Here is a 20,010-nt window from a genome sequence, read left to right on the forward strand (position 1 = left end):
ACTGCTGTATCCCCCTGTCACAGCGGGCCCGCGCGGCTCGCGGGCGGCACGGAAATGACTTTACGCCGGGTCGCCGACAGCGGTCGGAGCCTGTGGATAACCCGTACGTCCGGTGAGAATCGTGTGGCACTTCTTTCACCGTCACACGACTGGACCCTCGGATCTACCCGGCCGTAACTTGACGGTCAATCACAGCGTTGAGCCATGCGATCCGGATCGCAGGTGATGACTCGGCGAGCACTTCGGAGTCCCCTCACCTCCCGCAAGGAGCATCGCATGAACACGTCCACGCACCGACCGCCGTCCTGGAGACGTGCGGCCACCGCCGTCTCCGCCCTCGCTCTCGCCCTCGGCGCCGCCACGGCGGCCACCCCCACAGCGGCAGCCGCCGGCCGGCCGGACGCCACCGCGACCGACGCCGTCTCCGCAGGCTGGAACGACTACTCCTGCAAGCCGTCCGCCGCCCACCCCCGCCCCGTCGTCCTCGTCCACGGCACCCTCGGCAATTCCGTGGACAACTGGCTCGGCCTGGCGCCCTACCTCGTCGCCCGCGGCTACTGCGTCTTCTCCCTCGACTACGGCCAGTTGCCCGGCGTCCCCCTCTTCCACGGCCTCGGCCCGGTCGACAAGTCGGCCGAGCAGCTCTCCGCGTACGTCGACCGGGTGCTGGCCGCGACGGGTGCGGAGAAGACCGACCTCGTGGGCCACTCGCAGGGCGGCATGATGCCGCGCTACTACCTCAAGTTCCTCGGCGGCGCGGCGAAGGTGAACGCCCTGGTCGGCATCGCGCCCGACAATCACGGCACCGACGTGAACGGGCTGACCCGGCTCCTGGACCAGGTCCCGGGCGCCAAGAAGTACCTCGAATCGTTCGCGCCGGGCCTCAACGACCAGATCGTGGGCTCGGACTTCCTCAACCGCCTCAACGAGGGCGGCGACACCGTGCCCGGCGTGCGCTACACGGTCATCGCGACCAAGTACGACGAGGTCGTCACCCCGTACAAGAGCCAGTTCCTGAACGGCCCGAATGTACGGAACGTGCTGGTCCAGGACCTGTGCCCGACCGACTTCTCCGAGCACGTGATCATCGGCCTGGCCGACCGGGTCGCTTTCCACGAGGCGGCCAACGCCCTGGACCCGGCCCACGCGACACCGACCACCTGCTTGTCACGCTGACCGGCAGCACTGCTCGGACCCATACCGGTACCAATCCGGTACCACTGACGGTGCGCTGCTCCTCGTGGAGCAGCGCACCGTTGGGCTGTTGGCGCCGGCCGGCCTCAGCCGCCGTTGCGGGCGGCCTTGCGGCGGGCGACGGCGAAGAGCACCGAGGCGCCCAGCGCCAGCACGGCCGCTCCGCCGATGGCCAGCGGCCCGGTCGAGCTGTCACCACCGGTCTCCGCGAGCTCCGTGGTCACCTCCTTGCCCGAAGCACCGGCGGGGCGCGCGCCCTCCGTGGCCGCCCGGGTGTCCTCGCCCGAGTGCGCGGGGCCGCCCGCGTCCGGGTGCGCGCCGCCGTCCGCGTGCGTGCCCTCGTTCGCGCTCCCGTGGTGCATGTGGGTCATGGACGACTTGTCCGCGCCGGCCGCGAGCTGTTGCTCGGTCGGGGCGGTGGCGGCAGGCGCCGAAGCGGCCTCCGAGCGCGTCTCCTCGCCGTTCCCCGCCGCGGCGCCCGAGCTGCCACCGTCCTTGCCGAAGACCACGTCCGAGCAGGTGTAGAAGGCTTCGGGGCTGTCCGAGCGCTGCCAGATGCTGTAGATCAGGTGGCGGCCGGAGCGAGCCGGGACCTTGCCCTCGAAGACGTAGTCACCGTTGGTCAGCTCGGGGTCGGTGACCTTCGCGAACGGCTTCTCCTCCAGGTCCGACCACTTCAGTGGCTTGCTCGGGTCGTAGCTGTCCTTCGTGATGTACAGCTCGAACGTTCCCTTGTGCGGCGCGGTGGCCTTGTACCGGAAGGAGTGCGCACCCGCCGCCATCTTGCTGGCCGGCCAGTCGGCACGCGCCAGGTCCAGGCCCTTGTACTCCTCGCTGTTCGCGCTGCACAGCTTGCCGTCCGGGATGCGTGACCTGGACTGGCCGCCCGCCGCACCGTCCCGTACGCCGTTCCAGTCGTACAGGGCCTGCACGCCGCCCGCCGCGACCATTGCCTTGCAGGCGGCGGAGTCCGGGGACTCCGGGCCTTCGGCGTAGCACGCGGAGATCCGGCTCACCGGGTCCGTCATCGAGCCGTGCGCGGCCGCCGGGTGCGCGGCGAACATGGTGAGGGCGAGCGGGGCGACGCCGGCGACGGCGATCCCTGTGGCCTTGCGGAGAACGGTCATCGTGGGGGCTCCTTCATCACGTACGGGGAGGTGCGCGTGGCGGAGCCGCCGTCGTACGCCTGTGCCGTCCCCCGGGAAGCGGCACCGGCGTGCGGCGGCTCCGCCCGGCGGGCAGCACGCTAGCCGCGCCGACCAGCGAATTCGCCGTCCGGAGCGGCACTACGGCGATCTTTAGGGGTGGCTTAAGGAACCGCTCAGCGGTGATTAAGTCCCGAGGCAGTGACGCCGACTTCGGCGCCGATTCCGGCTACGGTCCCGGCGCCGTCTTCTGCGGCCCTCAGGGGTGAGCGGCGGCGCATCCGAGAGGCGGCGGGTCAGACGATCCACCGGTAACGGCGTTCGGGGCGACCCGTGCCCCCGTAGCGCAGTGAGACCTCCGCCTGCCCGGTGCCCGTGAAGTACTCCAGGTAGCGCCGCGCGCTCACCCGCGACAGCGCGCCCGCCGCGGCGCACTCCGAAGCCGAGAGCCCGTCCTCGTGCTGCCGCAGCGTCCGCTCGATCAGCTCCGCCGTATGGGCGGCGAGCCCCTTGGGCAGACCTCTGGAGGCGCGCGGACGGGTGCCGAAGATCTGGTCCACGTCCTCCTGGCTGGCCTCGCCCAGCCGCTCCAGCCGTGCGCGCACCGAAGCCACGTGCCGCAGCTGCTCCTGAAGGGAGGCACGGTCGAACGGCTTGATGAGGTAGTGCAGCGCACCGGCCCGCAGGGCGTCCCGTATGACGTGCGCGTCGCGCGCCGCCGTGATGAACAGCGCGTCGGCGTGCGTGCCACCCTCCAGGGCCCGCAGCTGCCGCAGCACACTGATGCCGTCCATGTCCGGCAGGTAGACGTCCAGCAGGAGGAGGTCGGGACGGAGCCGCTCGGCCGCGCGCAGCGCCTCGGCTCCCGTATGCGCCACCCCGGCCACCGTGAAGCCCTCCGTGGCGTTCACGTAGTGGCTGTGCAGCTTGGCCACCATGAAGTCGTCGTCGACGACCAGCACCTTGGTCATCGAACGATCCCTCCCATGACCACAACGTTCACAACGACCCTTAATACCGGAAGCGAGACGCGGAGTTAACCCCCGGGCAACATGTGCCCTCACCACGATCTCCCCCCCCCCACAGAGCCACGAAGCCACACGCAAGAGAAGGGTGGTGTCATCTGTGCGTGCGCGCACACCCCTCGCCCTCTTGGGGGCGGTTCTGATCGTCCTCCTGGGGCCGCCCCTGCTGACATCGGGCAGCGGCACCGACACCGGTACCAGCATCCCGGGACTGCAGTTCATGGTGCCCAACACGCCGGGCGGCGGTTACGACATCACCGCCCGAACGGCGGCGAAGAGCATCGAGGACGCCGGCCTCAACCACAACGTCGAGGTCTTCAACCTCCCCGGCGCGGGCGGCACGGTCGGCCTCAGCCGCATGGTCAACGAGCACGGCAACGGCAAGCTCGCGATGTCCATGGGCCTCGGCGTCGTCGGCGCCGTCCACACCAACCACTCGCCCTCCGGGCTCGGCGACACGACCCCCATCGCGCGCCTCACCGAGGAGCCGGACATCGTGGTCGTCGCCAAGGACTCCAAGTACAAGACGTTCGAACAGCTCCTCGCCGACTGGAAGAAGAACCCCCGCAAGATGCCGGTCGGCGGCGGCTCCTCGGCCGGCGGCCCCGACCACCTCGCACCGATGCTCATGGCCAAGGCCGCCGGCATCACCCCCAAGTCCGTCAACTACGTGCCCTTCGACGGTGGCGGCGAACTACTCGCCTCCGTGCTGGGCGGCAAGGTGGCCTTCGGGGTCTCCGGCGTCGGCGAGTACCTCGACCAGATCAAGTCCGGCGAGCTGCGCCTCCTGGCCGTCACCGGCCCAAAGCGCGTCAAGGGCCTCGACGCGCCCACCCTCAAGGAAGCCGGCGTCGACACCGAGTTCACGAACTGGCGCGGCATCGTGGCGCCTCCAGGGCTCAACGACGTCGAACGCGAGAAGCTGACCGGCCTCTTCACCGAGCTGCACCGCTCCAAGGAGTGGAAGGACGCACTCAAGCGCAACGGATGGAGCGACGCCTTCCTGACCGGCGACAAGTTCGGCAGCTTCCTCGCCGCCCAGGACCGGCGCGTCGACACCGTACTGAAGGAGCTGGGGCTGTGAGCACCACAGGTACCGATCCCGCCGCTCCATCGAGAGACAGCGGTCTGCGCGCACGACTGCGCGGCCGTTCCGAACTGGGCGTCTGCCTCATCCTCCTGGTCCTCGGCGTCCTCGTGCTCACCGACGCGATCACGATGGACACCGACATCACCCAGCGCGGCCCCATCGGGCCCACCACCGTCCCGATCGTCGTCGGCGTGCTCCTCCTGGTCGTCGCCGTCCTCCTCGCCGTCGACGTCCTGCGGGGCGGCCGCGGCGAGGCGGAGGGCGGCGAGGACATAGACCTCACCGAACCCGGCGACTGGCGCACCGTCGCCCTCCTGGCCGGCGTCTTCCTCGCCAACGCCGTCCTCATCAAGCCCCTCGGCTTCCCGATCTCCGGCGCGCTGCTCTTCTGGGGCTCCGCGTACGCACTGGGCAGCCGCAACCTCACCCGCGACCCGCTCATCGCGGCCGTCCTGTCCCTGGTGACCTACGTCGTGTTCAACAACCTGCTGGGCGTGCCGCTGCCCGGCGGACCGCTCATGGGGGTGCTGTAGACGATGGACTCCCTGTCCTCACTCATCGACGGCTTCGGTACGGCGCTCACCCCGCTCAACCTCCTGTGGGCCGCCATCGGAGTACTGCTCGGCACCGCCATCGGAGTCCTGCCGGGCATCGGCCCCGCCATGGCCGTGGCCCTGCTCCTCCCCGTCACCTACGGGCTCGACCCGACGGGCGCGTTCATCATGTTCGCCGGGATCTACTACGGGGGCATGTTCGGCGGCTCCACCACCTCCATCCTGCTCAACACCCCCGGCGAGAGCGCCGCGGTGGTCGCGGCCATCGAAGGCAACCCCATGGCCCGCGCCGGACGCGGCGCGCAGGCCCTCGCGGCCGCCGCCTGCGGGCACTTCGCCGGCGGCATGATCGGCACGATCCTGCTGGTCGTCCTCGCCCCCACGGTCGCCTCGCTCGCCGTGGACATCGGGGCGCCCGACTACTTCGCCATCATGGTGCTCGCCTTCATCGCCGTCACCTCGGTACTCGGCAGCTCCCGGATCCGCGGCTTCGCCTCCCTGCTCATCGGCCTCACCCTCGGCCTCGTCGGCTTGGACCAGATGACCGGACAGCAGCGGCTGACATTCGGATCGCTCGAACTCGCAGACGGCATCGACGTCGTCATCGTCGCCGTCGGACTGTTCGCCATCGGCGAGGCACTGTGGGTGGCGGCCCACCTCCGGCGCACGTCGGGCGAGTCCATCCCCGTCGGACGCCCCTGGCTGGGCAAGGCCGAGCTGCGGCGCACCTGGAAGCCGTGGCTGCGCGGACCGCTCATCGGGTTCCCCTTCGGCGCGATCCCGGCCGGCGGCGCCGAAATCCCCACCTTCCTCTCGTACGTCACCGAGAAGCGACTCTCGAAGCACCGCGACGAATTCGGCCGCGGCGCCATCGAAGGCGTCGCCGGGCCCGAGTCCGCGTCCTCCGCCTCGGCCGCCGGGACGCTCGTGTCGATGCTGACCCTCGGCCTGCCGACGACCGCCGTCGCCGCCGTCATGCTCGCCGCCTTCCAGCAGTACGGCATCCAGCCCGGCCCCCTCCTCTTCGAACGCGAACCGGACCTGGTCTGGGGCCTGATCGCCTCGCTGTTCGTCGGCATGGTGCTGCTGCTCGTCCTCAACCTGCCACTGGCTCCGGTCTGGGCGAAGCTGCTGCGCATCCCGCGCCCGTACCTCTACGCGGGAATCCTCTTCTTCGCGGCGGTCGGCGCGTACGCGGTCGGCGGGGAGCCGCTGGACCTGGTCATCCTGCTGATCATCGGGCTCATCGGGCTGGGCATGCGGCGGTACGGCCTGCCGGTGCTGCCCGCCGTCATCGGCGTCATCCTCGGCCCGGCCGCGGAACAGCAACTCCGGCGCGCGCTGCAGATCAGCGACGGCAGCGTCACCGGCCTGGTCAACACCCCGTTCTCCGTCACGGTGTACGCAGTGATCCTGGTGCTGCTGGCATGGCCGTGGATCAAGCGGGCGTTCTCCCGCGCGCGCACCGCGCGCGCGGAGGACTGAGAACCGGCGAGACGTCGGCCGGGGCGCCGTCCCCGGCCGACGCGGCGGCCCCGGCCCTGTCCGGTACCGGCCGACGATTGGGTTATCCACAGGCAAAAGCGAATGTCAGTGGGGCCTGTCACTATCCGTACATGGCTACCGACACACCGGTCACCGAAGCCGGATACTGGGATTCCGCCGCCGAGCGGTTCGACGACGAGCCGGATCACGGACTGCGTGATCCGGCGGTACGGGCCGCGTGGGCGCACCGACTGCGAGCCTGGCTGCCCGCCGAACCGTCCGACGTCCTCGACCTCGGCTGCGGCACGGGCAGCATGGCCCTGCTCGCCGCCGAGCAGGGCCACCGCATCACCGGCGTCGACCGCTCACCGCGCATGGCCGAGGCAGCCCGCGCCAAACTCGCGGGACGGGACGCCCGGCTGATGGTCGGCGACGCCGCCCGACCACCGGTGACAGCGCGGCAGTTCGACGTGGTCCTGGTCCGCCACGTGCTGTGGGCGCTGCCCGACCAGGAGGCAGTGCTGAGGAACTGGGTGCGGTTGCTGCGCCCCGGAGGCCGCCTGGTCCTGATCGAGGGCCGGTGGGGCGAGGCGGCCCCGATCGGCTTCACCGCCACCGACCTGGAACGGCTGACCGCGCCCCTGGCCCGCCGTACGCACCTGGAGCGGCTCACGGAGGACGCCGCACTGTGGGGCAGGGAAGTGCGGGACGAGCGATACGCCCTCGTGGTCCACCCCGCGCCCCCCGCCCGCCATACGGAGGTGATCGATGTCCATCTGATCCTGCGCCGCGGGGACGAGGTACTCCTCGCCCGGCGCGCGAACACCGGGTACGCCGACGGACTGCTGCACGCACCCAGTGGACACGCCGAGGACGGCGAGGACGTCCGGGAAGCGATGGCCAGAGAAGCCGCCGAGGAGCTCGGACTTCTCCTGACCCCGTCCGACTTGCGCGTCGCACTGGTCATGCAACACCGCAGCCCTGAGGGGAGACCCCGGATCGGCTGGTTCTTCGAGGCGACGTACGGCGCGGGCGGCGAGCCGGAGAACCGCGAGCCGCACAAGTGCTCCGAGCTGGACTGGTTCCCGCTGGCCGCACTGCCGGACGACATGGTCGCGTACTGCAGAGCGGGCCTGGACGCGTACCGCGCGGGGGAGCGCTTCGTCCTGCACTGGCACCGGCCCGGCGACACCATCGCCTACGACCCGGCGGGCCCGCACCGCGCGGTGGCCCTGCCACCGAGCCCCGCCGACAGCGGCTCAGCCGAAAACGCGGACAACGCCGGCGCAAGCGCCACCACCACGAACGGCACGCACGAAGCTAACGAGCGGCGAGGAGGAGACGCACGATGACATCGGCGACGACGGCAGCGGAGCAGACCGGGTCACGAATCCCCCGGCGTTTCACCCGGCTCGGCCATGCGCGGCGTCGAGCTCCCGGAGACAGCGCCACTCGGTGGCGTACGGCTCGTAGCCGAAGGCCCGGTTGATGGCGAGCATCGGCGCGTTGGTGGCGTCGTTGCCCGTGAACGCCTCGTTACAGCCGGTCGCCCGGGCCTCGTGCAGCGCCCGCAGCTTGGCGAGCTTCGCCAGGCCACGGCCGCGGAAGGCGCGCCTGGCACCGGTCATCGCGGACAAGCAACGACCGAGGCCGTCGGCGGCCACCGCGCTGAACGCGGCCGGTTCACCGTTGACGGTGGCGACGGTGGTGAGGCCGAGATCGATGTCCGGGTGCTCCCACGTGTGGTTCAGCCAGCTCTCGTACGACATGGCGTCGGCCGGTACGTCGCCCGGCTCGTCACAGGAGGCCTCCGCATCCAACAGATACAGCGGATAGGGATCGGCGCCGAAGTCGGCGGCGGTACGCAGCTCCACACCGGAAGGGAGGTGATCGGGGAGCGCCGGCAGGGGAGTACGGGCCAGGTCGAGGCGGAGATAGCGGGACGTGCGGCTGCGGTGATAGCCGTTGCGCTCGGCGAACCCCATTGAGCGGTCGTCCTCGTGAACGTAGGCGAAGACTCGGGCGGCGCCGAGGGCGGCCAGGCGTTCCTCGGCGGCGGTGAGCAGGGCGCGGCCGGCACCGTGGCCGCGGTGTGCGGGGTGGACCATCGGGTTCGCGACCGCTTGGCCGGGGACGGTGCTGTCGTGCATCAGGCCGGTCTTGGCGGCGCCGACGAGCCGTCCGTCCAGCTCGGCGACGAGGATCCGGAAGTGCTGGGCAGCCGGGGCGTTGGCGGCCTCCCAGGCCACGGACTGCGGAGTGCAGACGAGGAAGGAGGCAACGGCCCGCCGTACGTCGGCGACGGCCTTGGCGTCGGAGGGACGGAACGCGCGAACGGAAAGCGACATGCCGCCGGACGCTACGCCGCGCCTGCCCCACGCGCCTCCGAATAACGGGCGGAAGGAGGAGGACGGAGGGAGGCGCGAGATGGGAGGCGGGAGGGGAGGGCGGAGGGGCGGGGGGGGGGGGAGGCCCCCGGCAGGCGGGCAGGCGGGCAGGCGGGCAGGCGGGCAGGCGGGCAGGCGGGCAGGCGGGCGAGGCGACAGGGGTATGCGCCCCGGCGGCGAGAGGCAGGGGCACGTGCCCTTGGATGAGGGGAGCCGGGTTACGCGCCTCGTGGGCCGAGAGGCCGGGGTACGCGCCTCGTGGAGTGAGGGGCCGGGGTACGCGCCTCGACGAGTGCGGGCCGGGGTGGGCGCCCGGCGAGGTACGAAGTCGGGGTGTGCCTCCCGAAGGGGAAGCCGGGGTGCTCGGTCCCTGGGGAAGCCGGGGTGCGTGGTCCCTGGGGAAGTCGGGGTGCTCGGTTCCATGAGGGAAGCCGGGGTGCTCGGTTCCATGAGGGAAGCCGGGGTGCTCGGTTCCATGAGGAAAGCCGGGGTGGGCGGTTCGCGGCGCCGGGCTTTGGGTGTGGTGGCGTTGGATTGGGGTGGAGGCGGAGCACAATGGGTGGGACAAAGGTTCTGTCGCCTCGGCCTATTGGGAGTGTCACTGTGGTCCTGGACCCGCTGCAGCTCGTTGTCGATCAGGATGCGGCGGATGCGCCGTACGAGCAGGTCCGCACCCAGATCGCCGAACAGGCGCGGAGTGGGCGGTTGCCCGCCGGGTTCCGGCTGCCGACGGTGCGCGGGCTGGCGGGGGAGCTGGGGCTGGCGGCGAACACCGTGGCCAAGGCGTACCGGGCGCTGGAGAGTGACGGTGTGATCGAGACGCGCGGCCGCAACGGTACGTTCGTCGCGGCTGCCGGGGACGCGGGGGCCCAGCAGGCCGCCGAGGCCGCCCTGGCGTTTGCGCAGCGGGCCCAGCGCCTCGGGCTCGATCATCAGGCCGCGTTGTCCGCCGCGGTGACCGCCCTGCGCGCCACCTACGGCGACCCTGAGAAGGGGGCGGGAGGCGGGCGGTAGCCGCACCTCCCCGGGTTCCGGAAGGGGGAGCGGGAGCCGCACCTCTCCAAGTCCGGAAGGGGTGCGGGAGCCGCACCTCCCCCAAGGTCTCCGGAAGGGGGAGCGGGAGCCGTCCCCCCAAGCTCTCCGGAAGAGGGAGGGGCTGCCACCGGGCTGCCACCCCCGAGATCTCCGGAAGAGGCGCCGGGGAACTGCACCCCGGGCTTCTGGAGGACGGGCCGGGAACTGTACCCCGGGCTTCTGGAGGACGGGCCGGGAACTGTACCCCGGGCTTCTGGAGGACGGGCCGGGAACTGTACCCCGGGCCTCTGGAGGACGGGCCGGGAACTGTACCCCGGGCCTCTGGAAGTCGGGCCGGGAACTGCACCCCGGGCCTCTGGAAGTCGGACCGGGAACTGCACCCTGAGCCTCTGGAAGGCGGGGGGGGAACTGCACCCCGAGTCTCCGGGAGACAGGGGAAGTTGGGTCGTGTGGCGGTAGTGGGGTGAGCGGGGTGAGGTGGGTTTTCGGTGGGGGGTGGGGCGCGTAGGGTGCCTCTGCTAACTCGTCGTTCAGTAACGGTCGGCGGGCCGTGCCGTGCGGCTCGGGCCGCAGGAAGGCGGAGGCGATATGACCAGCAGGACGGCCCGCGTGATGACCAGCAAGAAGGCCCTTGTGCGTCGGCCGAGCCCGGGGCTCGCCGACGGGCTGGTCACACACATCGACCGGCAGCCGGTCGATGCCGGGCTCGCGGTGCGGCAGTGGGAGACGTACGTCGGGACGTTGCGGGCGCACGGCTGGGAGACGGTCGAGGTGCCGCCCGCCGACGACTGCCCGGACGGCGTCTTCGTCGAGGACACCATGGTGGTGTACCGCAACGCCGCGCTGATCTCGCGGCCCGGCGCGGACGAGCGGAAGCCGGAGACCGCGGCGGCCGCCGAGACCGTGGCGGCCCTCGGCTGCTTCGTGGGCCGGGTGCGTGAGCCGGGGACGCTGGACGGCGGGGACGTACTGAAAACCGGCGACACGGTGTACGTGGGCCGGGGCGGCCGCACCAATGCCGATGGAGTGCGCCAAATCCGTGCAGCATTCGAGCCATTGGGGGCGCGGGTCGTCGCCGTGCCGGTCAGCAGGGTCCTGCACCTGAAGTCGGCCGTTACCGCACTTCCCGACGGCACCGTCATCGGATACCCCCCGCTCGTCGACGACGAGGCGCGGGCGCTCTTCCCCCGCTTCCTGGCCGTCCCGGAGGAGTCCGGCTCTCACGTCGTCCTGCTGGGCGGGGGAAAACTGCTGATGGCGGCCAGTGCGCCCAAGAGCGCCGAGCTGTTCGCCGATCTCGGGTACATGCCCGTGCCCGTCGACATCGGAGAGTTCGAGAAGCTGGAGGGGTGCGTGACGTGTCTGTCCGTACGCCTGCGGGAGCTGCCCGCATGACCGCCATATCGTGACGGTATGAGCAACCTCGATCTCAAGCCCGCGGCCAGTCTCTGCGGGGGTGGCGGCCGGACCGGACCGGTCCGGGACGTCCAGCCGGGCAAGCAGGTGCCGCTGGGGGAGTCCACACTGGTCCGCAGACTGCTGCCGAACCTCGGCCGCAGGATGGTCGGGGCCTGGTGCTTCGTGGACCACTACGGTCCCGACGACATCGCGGGGGAGCCCGGGATGCAGGTGCCGCCGCACCCGCACATGGGCCTGCAGACCGTCAGTTGGCTGCGTGAGGGCGAGGTGCTGCACCGCGACAGCCTCGGTTCGCTGCAGACCGTACGGCCGCGCGAGCTGGGACTGATGACTTCGGGGCGGGCGATCGCGCACTCGGAGGAGTCGCCGCGCGACCACGGCCGGGTGCTGCACGGCGCGCAGCTGTGGGTCGCGCTGCCGAACGAGCACCGGGGGAAGGTACCGGCGTTCGAGCACCACTCCGACCTGCCGGTGATCACGGGGGGCGGCGGGCTGAGCGCGACCGTGATCCTCGGGGAGCTGGCGGGCGCGCGGTCGCCCGGTACGACCTACTCGCCGCTGGTCGGTGCGGACATCACGTGCCGCGCGGGGACGTACGTACGGCTGCCGCTGGAGAGCGACTTCGAGTACGCCGTGCTGACGATCGAGGGCGAGAGCGAGGTGGACGGGGTACGGCTGGCGCCCGGTTCGCTGCTGTACCTGGGGTGCGGGCGGGGTGAGCTGCCGGTGCGGGCAGATGTCGACAGCAGCCTGATGCTGCTGGGCGGCGAACCGTTCGAGGAGCAGATCGTCATGTGGTGGAACTTCGTCGCGCGCAGTGGTGACGAGGTGGCCGCGGCGCGGGAGGCGTGGATGGCGGGGGAGCGGTTCGGGACGGTGCACGGTTACGACGGACCGCCGCTGCCGGCGCCGCCCCTGCCGCCGGTACCGCTCAAGCCGCGCGGACGGCAGCGGTCGCCCAGCCCGCGGAGGTAAGCCGGAGAGCGGGAGAGCCGGAGAGCCGCGAGGGCGGACCGAGGCGGAGAGCCGGAGAGCCTGCGCCGGCCTTCTTTTCGTCGGCGCGGCAACCCGATTAGTAAGGTAAGTCTTACCTTACTCGATCTCCGGAAGGGTCGGTCCGGCGTGCCCGTTCAGCCCGGCGTCGGCCGCCGCCTCCGCCACCTCCGCCCTGGAGTACACATGCCGCACAGCACGTCGTCCGCCCCCGAGAGGCCGCTCCGCGGCAGAGCGGGCCACACCGAGCTGCGGTCCGCCGAGGAGCTGCGCGAACTGCTCGGTACCCCGCACCCGGTGGTGATCGAGAAGGTCAAGCCGAGGCTCTCGCCCGAGGATCGGGAGCTGCTGGCGCGCTCCCCGTTCTGCCTGCTCGCCACGGCCGACGCGGCGGGCAACTGCGACGCCTCGCCGCGCGGCGACGGGCCGGGCTTCATCCACGTACTGGACGAGGCGACGATCGCCCTGCCGGACCGGCCGGGGAACCGGCGCGCGGACAGCTTCCTCAACATCCTGGAGAACCCGCACGTCGGCCTCGTCCACTTCGTCCCCGGCAGCAAGGAGATCCTGCGGATCAACGGGCGGGCCCGCGTCCTGACCGACGCGCCGTTCTTCGACCGGATGACGGTCATGGGGCAGCGGCCGCGGCTGGCGCTGCTGGTCGAGATCGACGAGGTGTTCCGGCACTGCCCCCAGTCGCTGCGCCGGGCCGGCATATGGGAACCGGAGACCTGGCCCGAACTGACCTGACCTCAGTGGTTCATGGATACCGCGCGGCTGACGGCGGCGGCGCGGGTCACAGGTACAGCCCCGCGTCGGCGCCCGTGTCCTGGGCGGGGACGGCGGCGGGGCGGGTGCCCCGGCGGAGCGCGTACAGCTCGGCGAGGCTCGCGCCCTCGCGGCCGACGCCCTCGTCCGTGCCCAGCCAGCCGACCGCTTCGGTACGGGTGAGCGGGCCGACCTCGATACGGGCCAGGCAGCGGCCCGGCCGGACCACCGCCGGGTGCATCCGCTCCAGGTCCTCGTTGGTCGTGACGCCGACGAGGACGTTGCGGCCCTGGCCCAGGAGGCCGTCCGTGAGGTTCAGCAGCCGGGAGAGGGCCTGTCCGGCGGTGTGCCGGGCCTCGCCGCGGATCAGCTCGTCGCAGTCCTCCAGGAGCAGCAGCCGCCAGCGGCCCCGGCCCGACGCGTCGTCCTCGCCGATGGCGATGTCCATCAGATAGCCGACGTCGTTGAAGAGCCGCTCCGGGTCCAGGACGCAGTCCACCTGGCACCAGTCGCGCCAGGACCGGGCGAGGGTGCGCAGCGCCGAGGTCTTGCCGGTGCCGGGCGGGCCGTGCAGGAGCAGCAGCCGGCCGGCGATCTCCTCGGGGGTGACCTTCATCAGGCCGTCCAGCGCCTCGGCGACCGGCGCGGTGTAGTTGGGCCGGATCTCGTCCCAGGTGCCGGCGGAGATCTGCCGGGTGGTGCGGTACGGACCGCGGCGCGGGGAGTAGTACCAGAAGCCCATCGAGACGTTGGCGGGCTGCGGCTCCGGCTCGTCCTCGGCGCCGTCGGCGGACTGCTCCAGCACCTTCTCCGCCAGCTCGTCGCTGACGGCCGTGACCGTGATGTCGGCGCCGCGGCTCCAGCGCGAGATCAGCAGCGTCCAGCCGTCGCCCTCGGCGAGGGTGGCGCTGCGGTCGTCGTCACGGGCCGAGCGCAGCACCTCGGCGCCGGGCGGCAGCAGCGTCAGGCCCGGCTTGACCCGCTCCACGGAGCGGCTGCGGGCGTACGGCTGCCGTCCGTTGGCGAACCGCCCCAGGAACAGGGCGTCCACCACATCGGACGGAGAGTCGCTGTCGTCCATCGTCAGACGGATCGGCAGCGACTCCTCGGCGGCGGCCGGCGGAAGGTGATCGGCACACATGGGGCCATGATCGGGCATGACCCGCACGCCGTACACGGAATTACGCGATTGCCCGGCCGGTCAGGAACCGGACACGCTCTTGACGGGCACTTGACAGGCGGCGGCCGGGGGTGTGTCCAGGACGTACCCGTTACACGGGATTGCGGCTCAACAGGCAGGAATGTGGCTAGGCTTGCCCGTTGTGGGACGTCATGGGGGGTTACGGGTGCCGATACGGGGGCGAGCGCGGTGGGTGATCGCCGCGCTTCTCGGAACGGGGGCGATGGTTCTGGCGCTGCTGCTGGTCATGTGCGGGATGTCGCCGGGCGGGCAGCGGGGCGGGGGAGCGGACAACGGGGCGCTCGGCGGCTCCGAGGCCATGGAGCAGCTGGGCTGGGGGTTCACGCACACCGAGTTCAGCGCCGACCGTGGCGAGCCCGCCGCCGAGGTGGCGGCCGACCGGCTGCTCACCGACGACCCGATGCCGCAGAACCAGCACATCATGGGCTGGGGCGCGCGCAATCCGGAACCGAGTCCCGGCAGATACGACTTCCACGATCTGGACCGGCGGCTGGCCCTCATGCGCAGCACCGGCGGCACACCCGTCCTCACCCTGTGCTGTTCGCCGGACTGGATGAAGGGCGGAAAGGCCGGCAAAACCGACTGGGGCGAGCTGGAGAAGGCGCCCGACGCCGACCACTACGAGGACTTCGCGAAGCTGGCGGGAAAGATAGCGAAACGCTATCCGGAGGTCCGGCACTTCATCGTCTGGAACGAACTCAAGGGTTTCTTCGACGAGGACCGGAACCGCTGGGACCACGAGGGCTACACCCGGCTGTACAACCTCGTCTACAAGGAGCTGAAGAAGGTCGATCCGGCGATCCAGGTCGGCGGCCCGTACATCGTGATGGACAGCTACCGGCCGGGCGAGGACTCCTACGCGTCCGATCTCGCGGGGGACTGGGGCTCCGTCGACCAGCGGGTTCTGGACGCCATCTCCTACTGGAACGAGCACAAGGCGGGGGCCGATTTCCTGGCCGTCGACGGCTCCAGCTACACCCGCGACAACTCCTACGCGCCGGACGAATTCGGGGCGACGAAGAAATTCGGCGACGTCACGCGATGGCTCCGCGAGGAGACCGGGCTGCCGGTGTGGTGGACGGAGTGGTACGTCGAGGTCGCCGACGAGAACGACGACCGGCACGGCTGGAGCGAATCGCACCGGACCGCGGTGCAGGCCACCGCCATGATGGAAATGGCGGAGGCCGGCGTCGCCACCGCGCTGTACTGGAATCCGCAGAACGAGGACGCGGACTGCCCCGGCTGTCTGTGGCGCAGCACCGAACTGGACGACGGCGGCGCGGAACTGCCGATGATGAAGCTGCTCGCCCGGTTCGGCAAGGAATTCCCGCCGGGCACGGAATTCCGTTCCGTCTCCGTCGCGCCGGACGACCGGCCGAACGTACGGGTGCTCGCCGACGACGCGGCCGTACTGGTGGTCAACACCCTCGGCAGGCCCATCCAGGCCAAGGTCGACGGCCGCACCTTCGACCTGCCGGCCTACGGGCTGCGCTGGCTCGAGCGCGGCTGACCGCAGGGTCCGGCGCGGCCGGGCGGGCCGGGCGCGGCCGGGGGCGCACTGCGCGCTTCTGCCGGGACGCCGCCCCACGCCCTACGACATCGTCACGAATCCTCGCCCCTCGCCCCACGCCCTACGACATCGTCACGAACCGCTGGACCAGGGCCGCGAGGAACACCACGAGGAACGGCATCGCGAACCAGAACGTGCCCTGCACCCAGCGCTGCTTGCCGACGCTCGTCGGGAGCGCCACCCGGACGATCTCCCGGGTGCCCAGCAGCAGGAGCAGCGCCACCGCCGCCAGACCGCCCGCCACCGACCACGGCGTCCAGGTGACCAGCGGGCCGGCCGGCCCCGGAGCCGGCCGCCGCACCTCGCCCGCCGGCGGGTCCGCCGGCGCGTACAGCACGGCGTCGTCGTTGACGAGCACCTGCCGCAGGTCGGCACGGCGGTCCAGGGCGGCCCGCAGCCGCTGCTCCCAGCCGTCCGGGTAGCCGCCGTCCAGCCGCAGCGCCTCGGACTGGCCGCGGTTGACGATCAGGTACGACTGCGGACCGGCCTCCTCCAGCGCCTTCACGAGCGGGCCGACGCGTGCCGGGTCGCGCGGTGCGAGCGTCGGCTCGTACTGGACGCGTTCCATGTCGCGGGCGCCCCACGGCATGTCCGGGGTGACGTTCTCGACCGGGTCGTCGGTCAGCCACAGCAGGCGCGCGGTCGGCCGGTCGTGCGCGTAGACGTACTCCATCGCCGCGACCTCGCCCGGCCGGGTCCGCTCGAACGGCTCATTGCCCCAGCGGGCCACGAGGAAGCCGAAGACCAGCACCAGGCCCGCCAGCAGGGCGGCGAGCGGCCCGAAGCCGCGGCGCCCGCCGGCGGGGCGCGGGAAGAGCGCGAGCGCCCCGAGGACGCAGGCGCCCGGCAGCGCGAACATGAAGACGCGCAGCGCCATCTCGCCCCCGTAGGACTGCATGCCGAACGCGAGGAACGGCACGAACGCGAGGACGAGCAGGGACCGTTCGGCGAAGCCCGCCCTACGGCGCCGCAGCACGCCCCAGCACGCGAGCGCGAGCACCGAACCGGCCAGCAGGACCCGGGTGTACAGGACGAGCTTGTGGGTGCTGCTGCCGCCCTCGATACGGCCCGAGACGGAGGAGGTGACGTTGGAGCCCAGGCCGCCGATGCCGCCGAACAGCTCGTCGAAGTGGCCCGACCAGTAGGGCTCGGCGAGGAAGCCGATCCAGAAGACGACCATGATGCCGAGCAGCAGCGGCAGGCCACGCAGCGTCGAGCGGCGGACCAGCACCAGGAAGATCAGTACGCCGAGCATCACGAACGGCGTGAGCTGGTGGCCGGCCACGGACGCCGCGAACAGCGCGATCAGCACGCAGAGCAGGACGGCGCGCTGCCTGCGGTCCGCCGGCCGCACCTCGGTCTCGCCGGGGCGCAGCTTGCCGGGCAGCACCCGCGGATCGCGGAACCACACCAGCAGGACCGCCACGAAGGCCAGGTAGAGCAGGTACGTGAAGCCCTGCGGCGAGAAGTAGTCCTGGCCGACCCAGCCGCACAGCGCGAACAGCCATGCCGCGCTCCACTTCGCGCGCCAGTCCGCGCGTACGGAGCGCAGCAGCAGGAACACCGGTGCGAGGTAGAGGAGTTGGATGGTCAGCGGCCACCAGCGGAGCAGCGTGTCGAAGTCGGTGAGGCCGCAGGCCTCGGCGAGGAACTGCGCCCCGGCGAAGAAGCCCGGCCAGCTCCAGCGCGCGTCCAGGTCCGGTACGGCGGTGCCGGTCCGGCCGATGTAGTCCAGGAAGCCCAGGTGCTGCCAGGCGGTGGCGAAACGCGGCTCGGCCTCCAGCAGGGCGGGCAGCGAGTGCAGCGCCACGACCGTCAGTACCAGCGTCACCGCCAGCAGGACCCGGCGCGGCCGGGAGAGCCACAGCGCCGCGGCGAAGGCCACGGCGAGGAGGGCGGCGCCGGTCAGCGTCGCGACGGGCAGGACGGAGATCAGGCCGAGCCCGCCCATCCGGTCCAGATCGGCGTCGCCCATCCCGCGCAGCGGCAGCCAGAAGAGCGCGAGCGCGACGCCTAGCAGCGCCCAGACGCCGATGTCGGGACGGCCGGCGAGGAAGGCGCCGGCTCTGCCGCGGCCCGGAGCGGCACCGGCCGCGCCCCCGGCGGCCGTGCCCTTGACGGCCGTACCGCCGAAGGCCGTTCCGCCGCCCGCCGCGGTGCCGCCGGGTGCCGCGGGGACGACCGGCAGCCGTACCGTGTGCGCGTCCGGCGCGTCCGACGGTGTGACGGCGGGCAGCCGCACGGTGTGTGCCTCCGGCGCGTCCGACGGCGTGACGGCCGGCAGCCGCACCGTGTGCGCCTCCGGCGCGGCCGCCGGAGCGACGGCCGGCAGCCGGAGGGTGTGTGCCTCCGCCGGATCGGCGCCGTCCGGCCCGGCGCCCGACGCGCCGTCGCGCGCCGGGCCGGGTGCCGACGTCCCGGTCGCCGGCCGATCCGTCGCCCAGGACGGCTTCCCGGCGGCGGGCGGTGCCGCGTCCGCGCCGGCACCGCCGCCCTTCGCCTCCGGTTCCCGGTACGCGTCCGCCACCTGTTCCTCCGTCAGTGGCGGCCGCACATCGGGCCGCCGTTCCATGTGGTCGAAGTCCACGTGCACGCCCAGCGGCATCGTGTCCACGTCGAGGAGGGCCCGCTGTGCCCACGTGGGCCGGTGCGCGCCGTCCCCCTCCGGCGCCGCCCGGTCGTCCGGGAGCGCGCGCACGGCGTCCCCCAGGTCGCCGTGGACGGCCAGGTCCGCCAGGTCGCCGTCCGGGGCGACCCCGTCGGCCGGCGCCTTGGCCAGCGGCGCCACCGGCCGCCCCCGGACCACGCCGTACAGCTTGACGGTGGCGATCGACGCGATCACCGCCAGGCTGCAGAGCTCCGCGACACCCGCGCCGGTCAGCCCCATCCGCGGCAGCAGGAGCAGCGTCAGGCCCAGCACGAGGACGCAGAGCAGGCCCTGGAGGTACGCCAGTCCCGAGGTCCGGCTCTGCGCGCGCAGCACCGCGAAGTAGGTCTCCATCACCACGCGCAGCGCGGCGCCGACCGCGAACCAGCGCAGCAGCGGTGTCGCGGCGTCCGCGTACCCCTTGCCGAAGACGCCGAGGACGTACGGCGCGCACACGAAGAGGAAGAGACACACCGGCAGCATGATGCGGGCCATCCGGCGCAGCGCGGCGCGGGTGTTCTCCGCCAGCCGGGCCGGGTCGTGCGAGCCCTCCACGGTCAGCGAGGCGCCCATGTTGATGGCGAGCAGGTTGACCGTGCCGCCGATCGTGGTGGTGATGTAGAAGTACGCGTTGTCTGCCGCGCTGACCTGGGAGGCGACCAGTACGGGTACGAGGTAGACCACCGCGAGCGAGAAGAGCGAGCCGGTGTAGTCGCCGGCCAGGAAGCGGCCCATCTCGTGCAGGGAGGGCGGCCGTGCGGTGTGCGCGGTGGCCGCCTCGTGCCGGGGCACCAGCCGCCGGAACACCAGCCACCCCAGCGGGACCACGGACACCGCGATGGCCGCGACCCAGGACACGAAGACGCCCGCGGTGGGGATCGCCGCCGCCATGACGATCAGGAGGCCCAGCTTCACGGCGGAGAAGGCGAGGTTGCCCAGCGGCACCCACACCGCGCTGCGCAGCCCGGTCAGCACCCCGTCCTGGAGCGTCAGCAGCGACCACGCGATCACCGCCACGATGAAGCCCAGGCCGTTGAGGGTGCCGTGCAGGAAACGGTAGGACGGGCCCCACAGGTCCAGCGTCAGCAGGAACACGCACGCGGCCAGCGCGACGATCACCGAACTGCCCGCGTACGTGCGCAGCACCAGCCGGCCGGTGCGTCTCCCGGCGACCGGGATGAAGCGCGCCAGCGCACCGGTCAGGGTCACCGCGGTCAGCCCTGCCAGCAGCTTCATCGCGGCGATCGCCGCCGAGCCCTGGCCGACTGCGGACTCGGTGTAGTACCGCGCGGCGACCAGCCAGAATCCGAGGCCCAGCAGCCCGGAGATGCCCGTGTTGAGCATCAGGGCGTAGGCGTTGCGGAAGAGGGGCGTGCCACCGTCCCCGCTTCCGGGGAACCGCAGCTTGCGCCCGCCCGTCGCCCGCTCGTCCTGGGTACGTTCCTCGGTCCGGGTGGTCGTGTCAGACACTGGCTCGGGTTCCCTTTCCTGAGGCCC

At 71.9% G+C, this 20,010-nt stretch carries 15 protein-coding genes; 10 read left to right on the forward strand and 5 right to left on the reverse strand.

The genetic code is table 11. From position 1 onward, the window contains the following. The first annotated feature begins 276 nt into the window (after positions 1–276). Entirely contained in the window at positions 277–1,176 is a 900-nt protein-coding gene (locus ACZ6WH_RS05875; RefSeq protein WP_469726391.1) for an esterase/lipase family protein, read from the forward strand. Positions 1,177–1,280: 104 nt separating this feature from the next. Here the strand turns inward: ACZ6WH_RS05875 and ACZ6WH_RS05880 are convergent, their stop codons facing one another. Both ACZ6WH_RS05880 and ACZ6WH_RS05885 read right to left on the reverse strand, forming a co-directional pair. Continuing rightward, positions 1,281–2,321: a lytic polysaccharide monooxygenase gene (locus ACZ6WH_RS05880; protein WP_469726393.1), complete on the reverse strand. Its 1,041-nt coding sequence runs from the start codon at positions 2,319–2,321 to the stop codon at positions 1,281–1,283. A 314-nt stretch (positions 2,322–2,635) separates the two neighbouring features. After that, the gene (locus ACZ6WH_RS05885; RefSeq protein ID WP_469726394.1) at positions 2,636–3,310 is read right to left on the reverse strand and encodes a response regulator; all 675 of its coding nucleotides are present in this window, start codon (positions 3,308–3,310) and stop codon (positions 2,636–2,638) included. A 154-nt stretch (positions 3,311–3,464) separates the two neighbouring features. Here ACZ6WH_RS05885 and ACZ6WH_RS05890 point away from each other — a divergent pair, with 154 nt between their 5' ends. From ACZ6WH_RS05890 to ACZ6WH_RS05905, 4 genes are all read left to right on the forward strand, one after another. Beyond that, positions 3,465–4,448, forward strand: coding sequence for a Bug family tripartite tricarboxylate transporter substrate binding protein (locus ACZ6WH_RS05890; RefSeq protein ID WP_361563607.1), 984 nt, complete (start codon positions 3,465–3,467; stop codon positions 4,446–4,448). After that, positions 4,445–4,987, forward strand: coding sequence for a tripartite tricarboxylate transporter TctB family protein (locus ACZ6WH_RS05895; RefSeq protein ID WP_469726396.1), 543 nt, complete (start codon positions 4,445–4,447; stop codon positions 4,985–4,987). The genes ACZ6WH_RS05890 and ACZ6WH_RS05895 overlap by 4 nt, the downstream gene beginning before the upstream one ends. 3 nt (positions 4,988–4,990) lie before the next feature. Further along, positions 4,991–6,493 (forward strand): tripartite tricarboxylate transporter permease, encoded by a 1,503-nt coding sequence (locus tag ACZ6WH_RS05900; RefSeq protein ID WP_469726397.1) that lies wholly within the window; start codon positions 4,991–4,993, stop codon positions 6,491–6,493. 131 nt (positions 6,494–6,624) lie between these two features. Beyond that, on the forward strand, positions 6,625–7,845 hold the full coding sequence (locus ACZ6WH_RS05905; protein WP_469726398.1) for a methyltransferase domain-containing protein: 1,221 nt from the start codon (positions 6,625–6,627) through the stop codon (positions 7,843–7,845). Between the two features lie 51 nt (positions 7,846–7,896). On the opposite strand, the gene ACZ6WH_RS05910 is transcribed toward ACZ6WH_RS05905, so the two are convergent. Then, positions 7,897–8,841: a GNAT family N-acetyltransferase gene (locus tag ACZ6WH_RS05910; RefSeq protein WP_469726399.1), complete on the reverse strand. Its 945-nt coding sequence runs from the start codon at positions 8,839–8,841 to the stop codon at positions 7,897–7,899. Positions 8,842–9,483: 642 nt separating this feature from the next. On the opposite strand from ACZ6WH_RS05910, the gene ACZ6WH_RS05915 reads away from it, so the two are divergent. The 4 genes from ACZ6WH_RS05915 (at position 9,484) to ACZ6WH_RS05930 (ending at position 13,077) form a co-directional block, all read left to right on the forward strand. After that, positions 9,484–9,894 carry a GntR family transcriptional regulator gene (locus ACZ6WH_RS05915; RefSeq protein WP_432852335.1) on the forward strand — a complete coding sequence of 137 codons (411 nt, stop codon included), beginning with the start codon at positions 9,484–9,486 and terminating at the stop codon, positions 9,892–9,894. A 633-nt stretch (positions 9,895–10,527) separates the two neighbouring features. After that, positions 10,528–11,310: a dimethylargininase gene (gene ddaH, locus ACZ6WH_RS05920; RefSeq protein ID WP_469727186.1), complete on the forward strand. Its 783-nt coding sequence runs from the start codon at positions 10,528–10,530 to the stop codon at positions 11,308–11,310. Positions 11,311–11,328: 18 nt separating this feature from the next. Further along, a complete protein-coding gene (locus ACZ6WH_RS05925) occupies positions 11,329–12,309 on the forward strand; it encodes a pirin family protein (protein ID WP_469726400.1) in 981 nt (326 codons plus the stop codon). A gap of 204 nt (positions 12,310–12,513) precedes the next feature. Next, positions 12,514–13,077, forward strand: coding sequence for an MSMEG_1061 family FMN-dependent PPOX-type flavoprotein (locus ACZ6WH_RS05930; RefSeq protein ID WP_469726402.1), 564 nt, complete (start codon positions 12,514–12,516; stop codon positions 13,075–13,077). A gap of 46 nt (positions 13,078–13,123) precedes the next feature. Here the strand turns inward: ACZ6WH_RS05930 and ACZ6WH_RS05935 are convergent, their stop codons facing one another. Then, positions 13,124–14,236 carry a DUF5925 domain-containing protein gene (locus ACZ6WH_RS05935; RefSeq protein WP_361563404.1) on the reverse strand — a complete coding sequence of 371 codons (1,113 nt, stop codon included), beginning with the start codon at positions 14,234–14,236 and terminating at the stop codon, positions 13,124–13,126. A gap of 262 nt (positions 14,237–14,498) precedes the next feature. Here ACZ6WH_RS05935 and ACZ6WH_RS05940 point away from each other — a divergent pair, with 262 nt between their 5' ends. Continuing rightward, positions 14,499–15,806: a GH39 family glycosyl hydrolase gene (locus ACZ6WH_RS05940; RefSeq protein ID WP_469726403.1), complete on the forward strand. Its 1,308-nt coding sequence runs from the start codon at positions 14,499–14,501 to the stop codon at positions 15,804–15,806. A 121-nt stretch (positions 15,807–15,927) separates the two neighbouring features. On the opposite strand, the gene ACZ6WH_RS05945 is transcribed toward ACZ6WH_RS05940, so the two are convergent. Next, positions 15,928–19,983, reverse strand: coding sequence for a lipopolysaccharide biosynthesis protein (locus ACZ6WH_RS05945; RefSeq protein WP_469726405.1), 4,056 nt, complete (start codon positions 19,981–19,983; stop codon positions 15,928–15,930). Between the last annotated feature and the right edge of the window lie 27 nt (positions 19,984–20,010).

It is taken from the genome of Streptomyces sp. NPDC050806, from assembly GCF_055586425.1.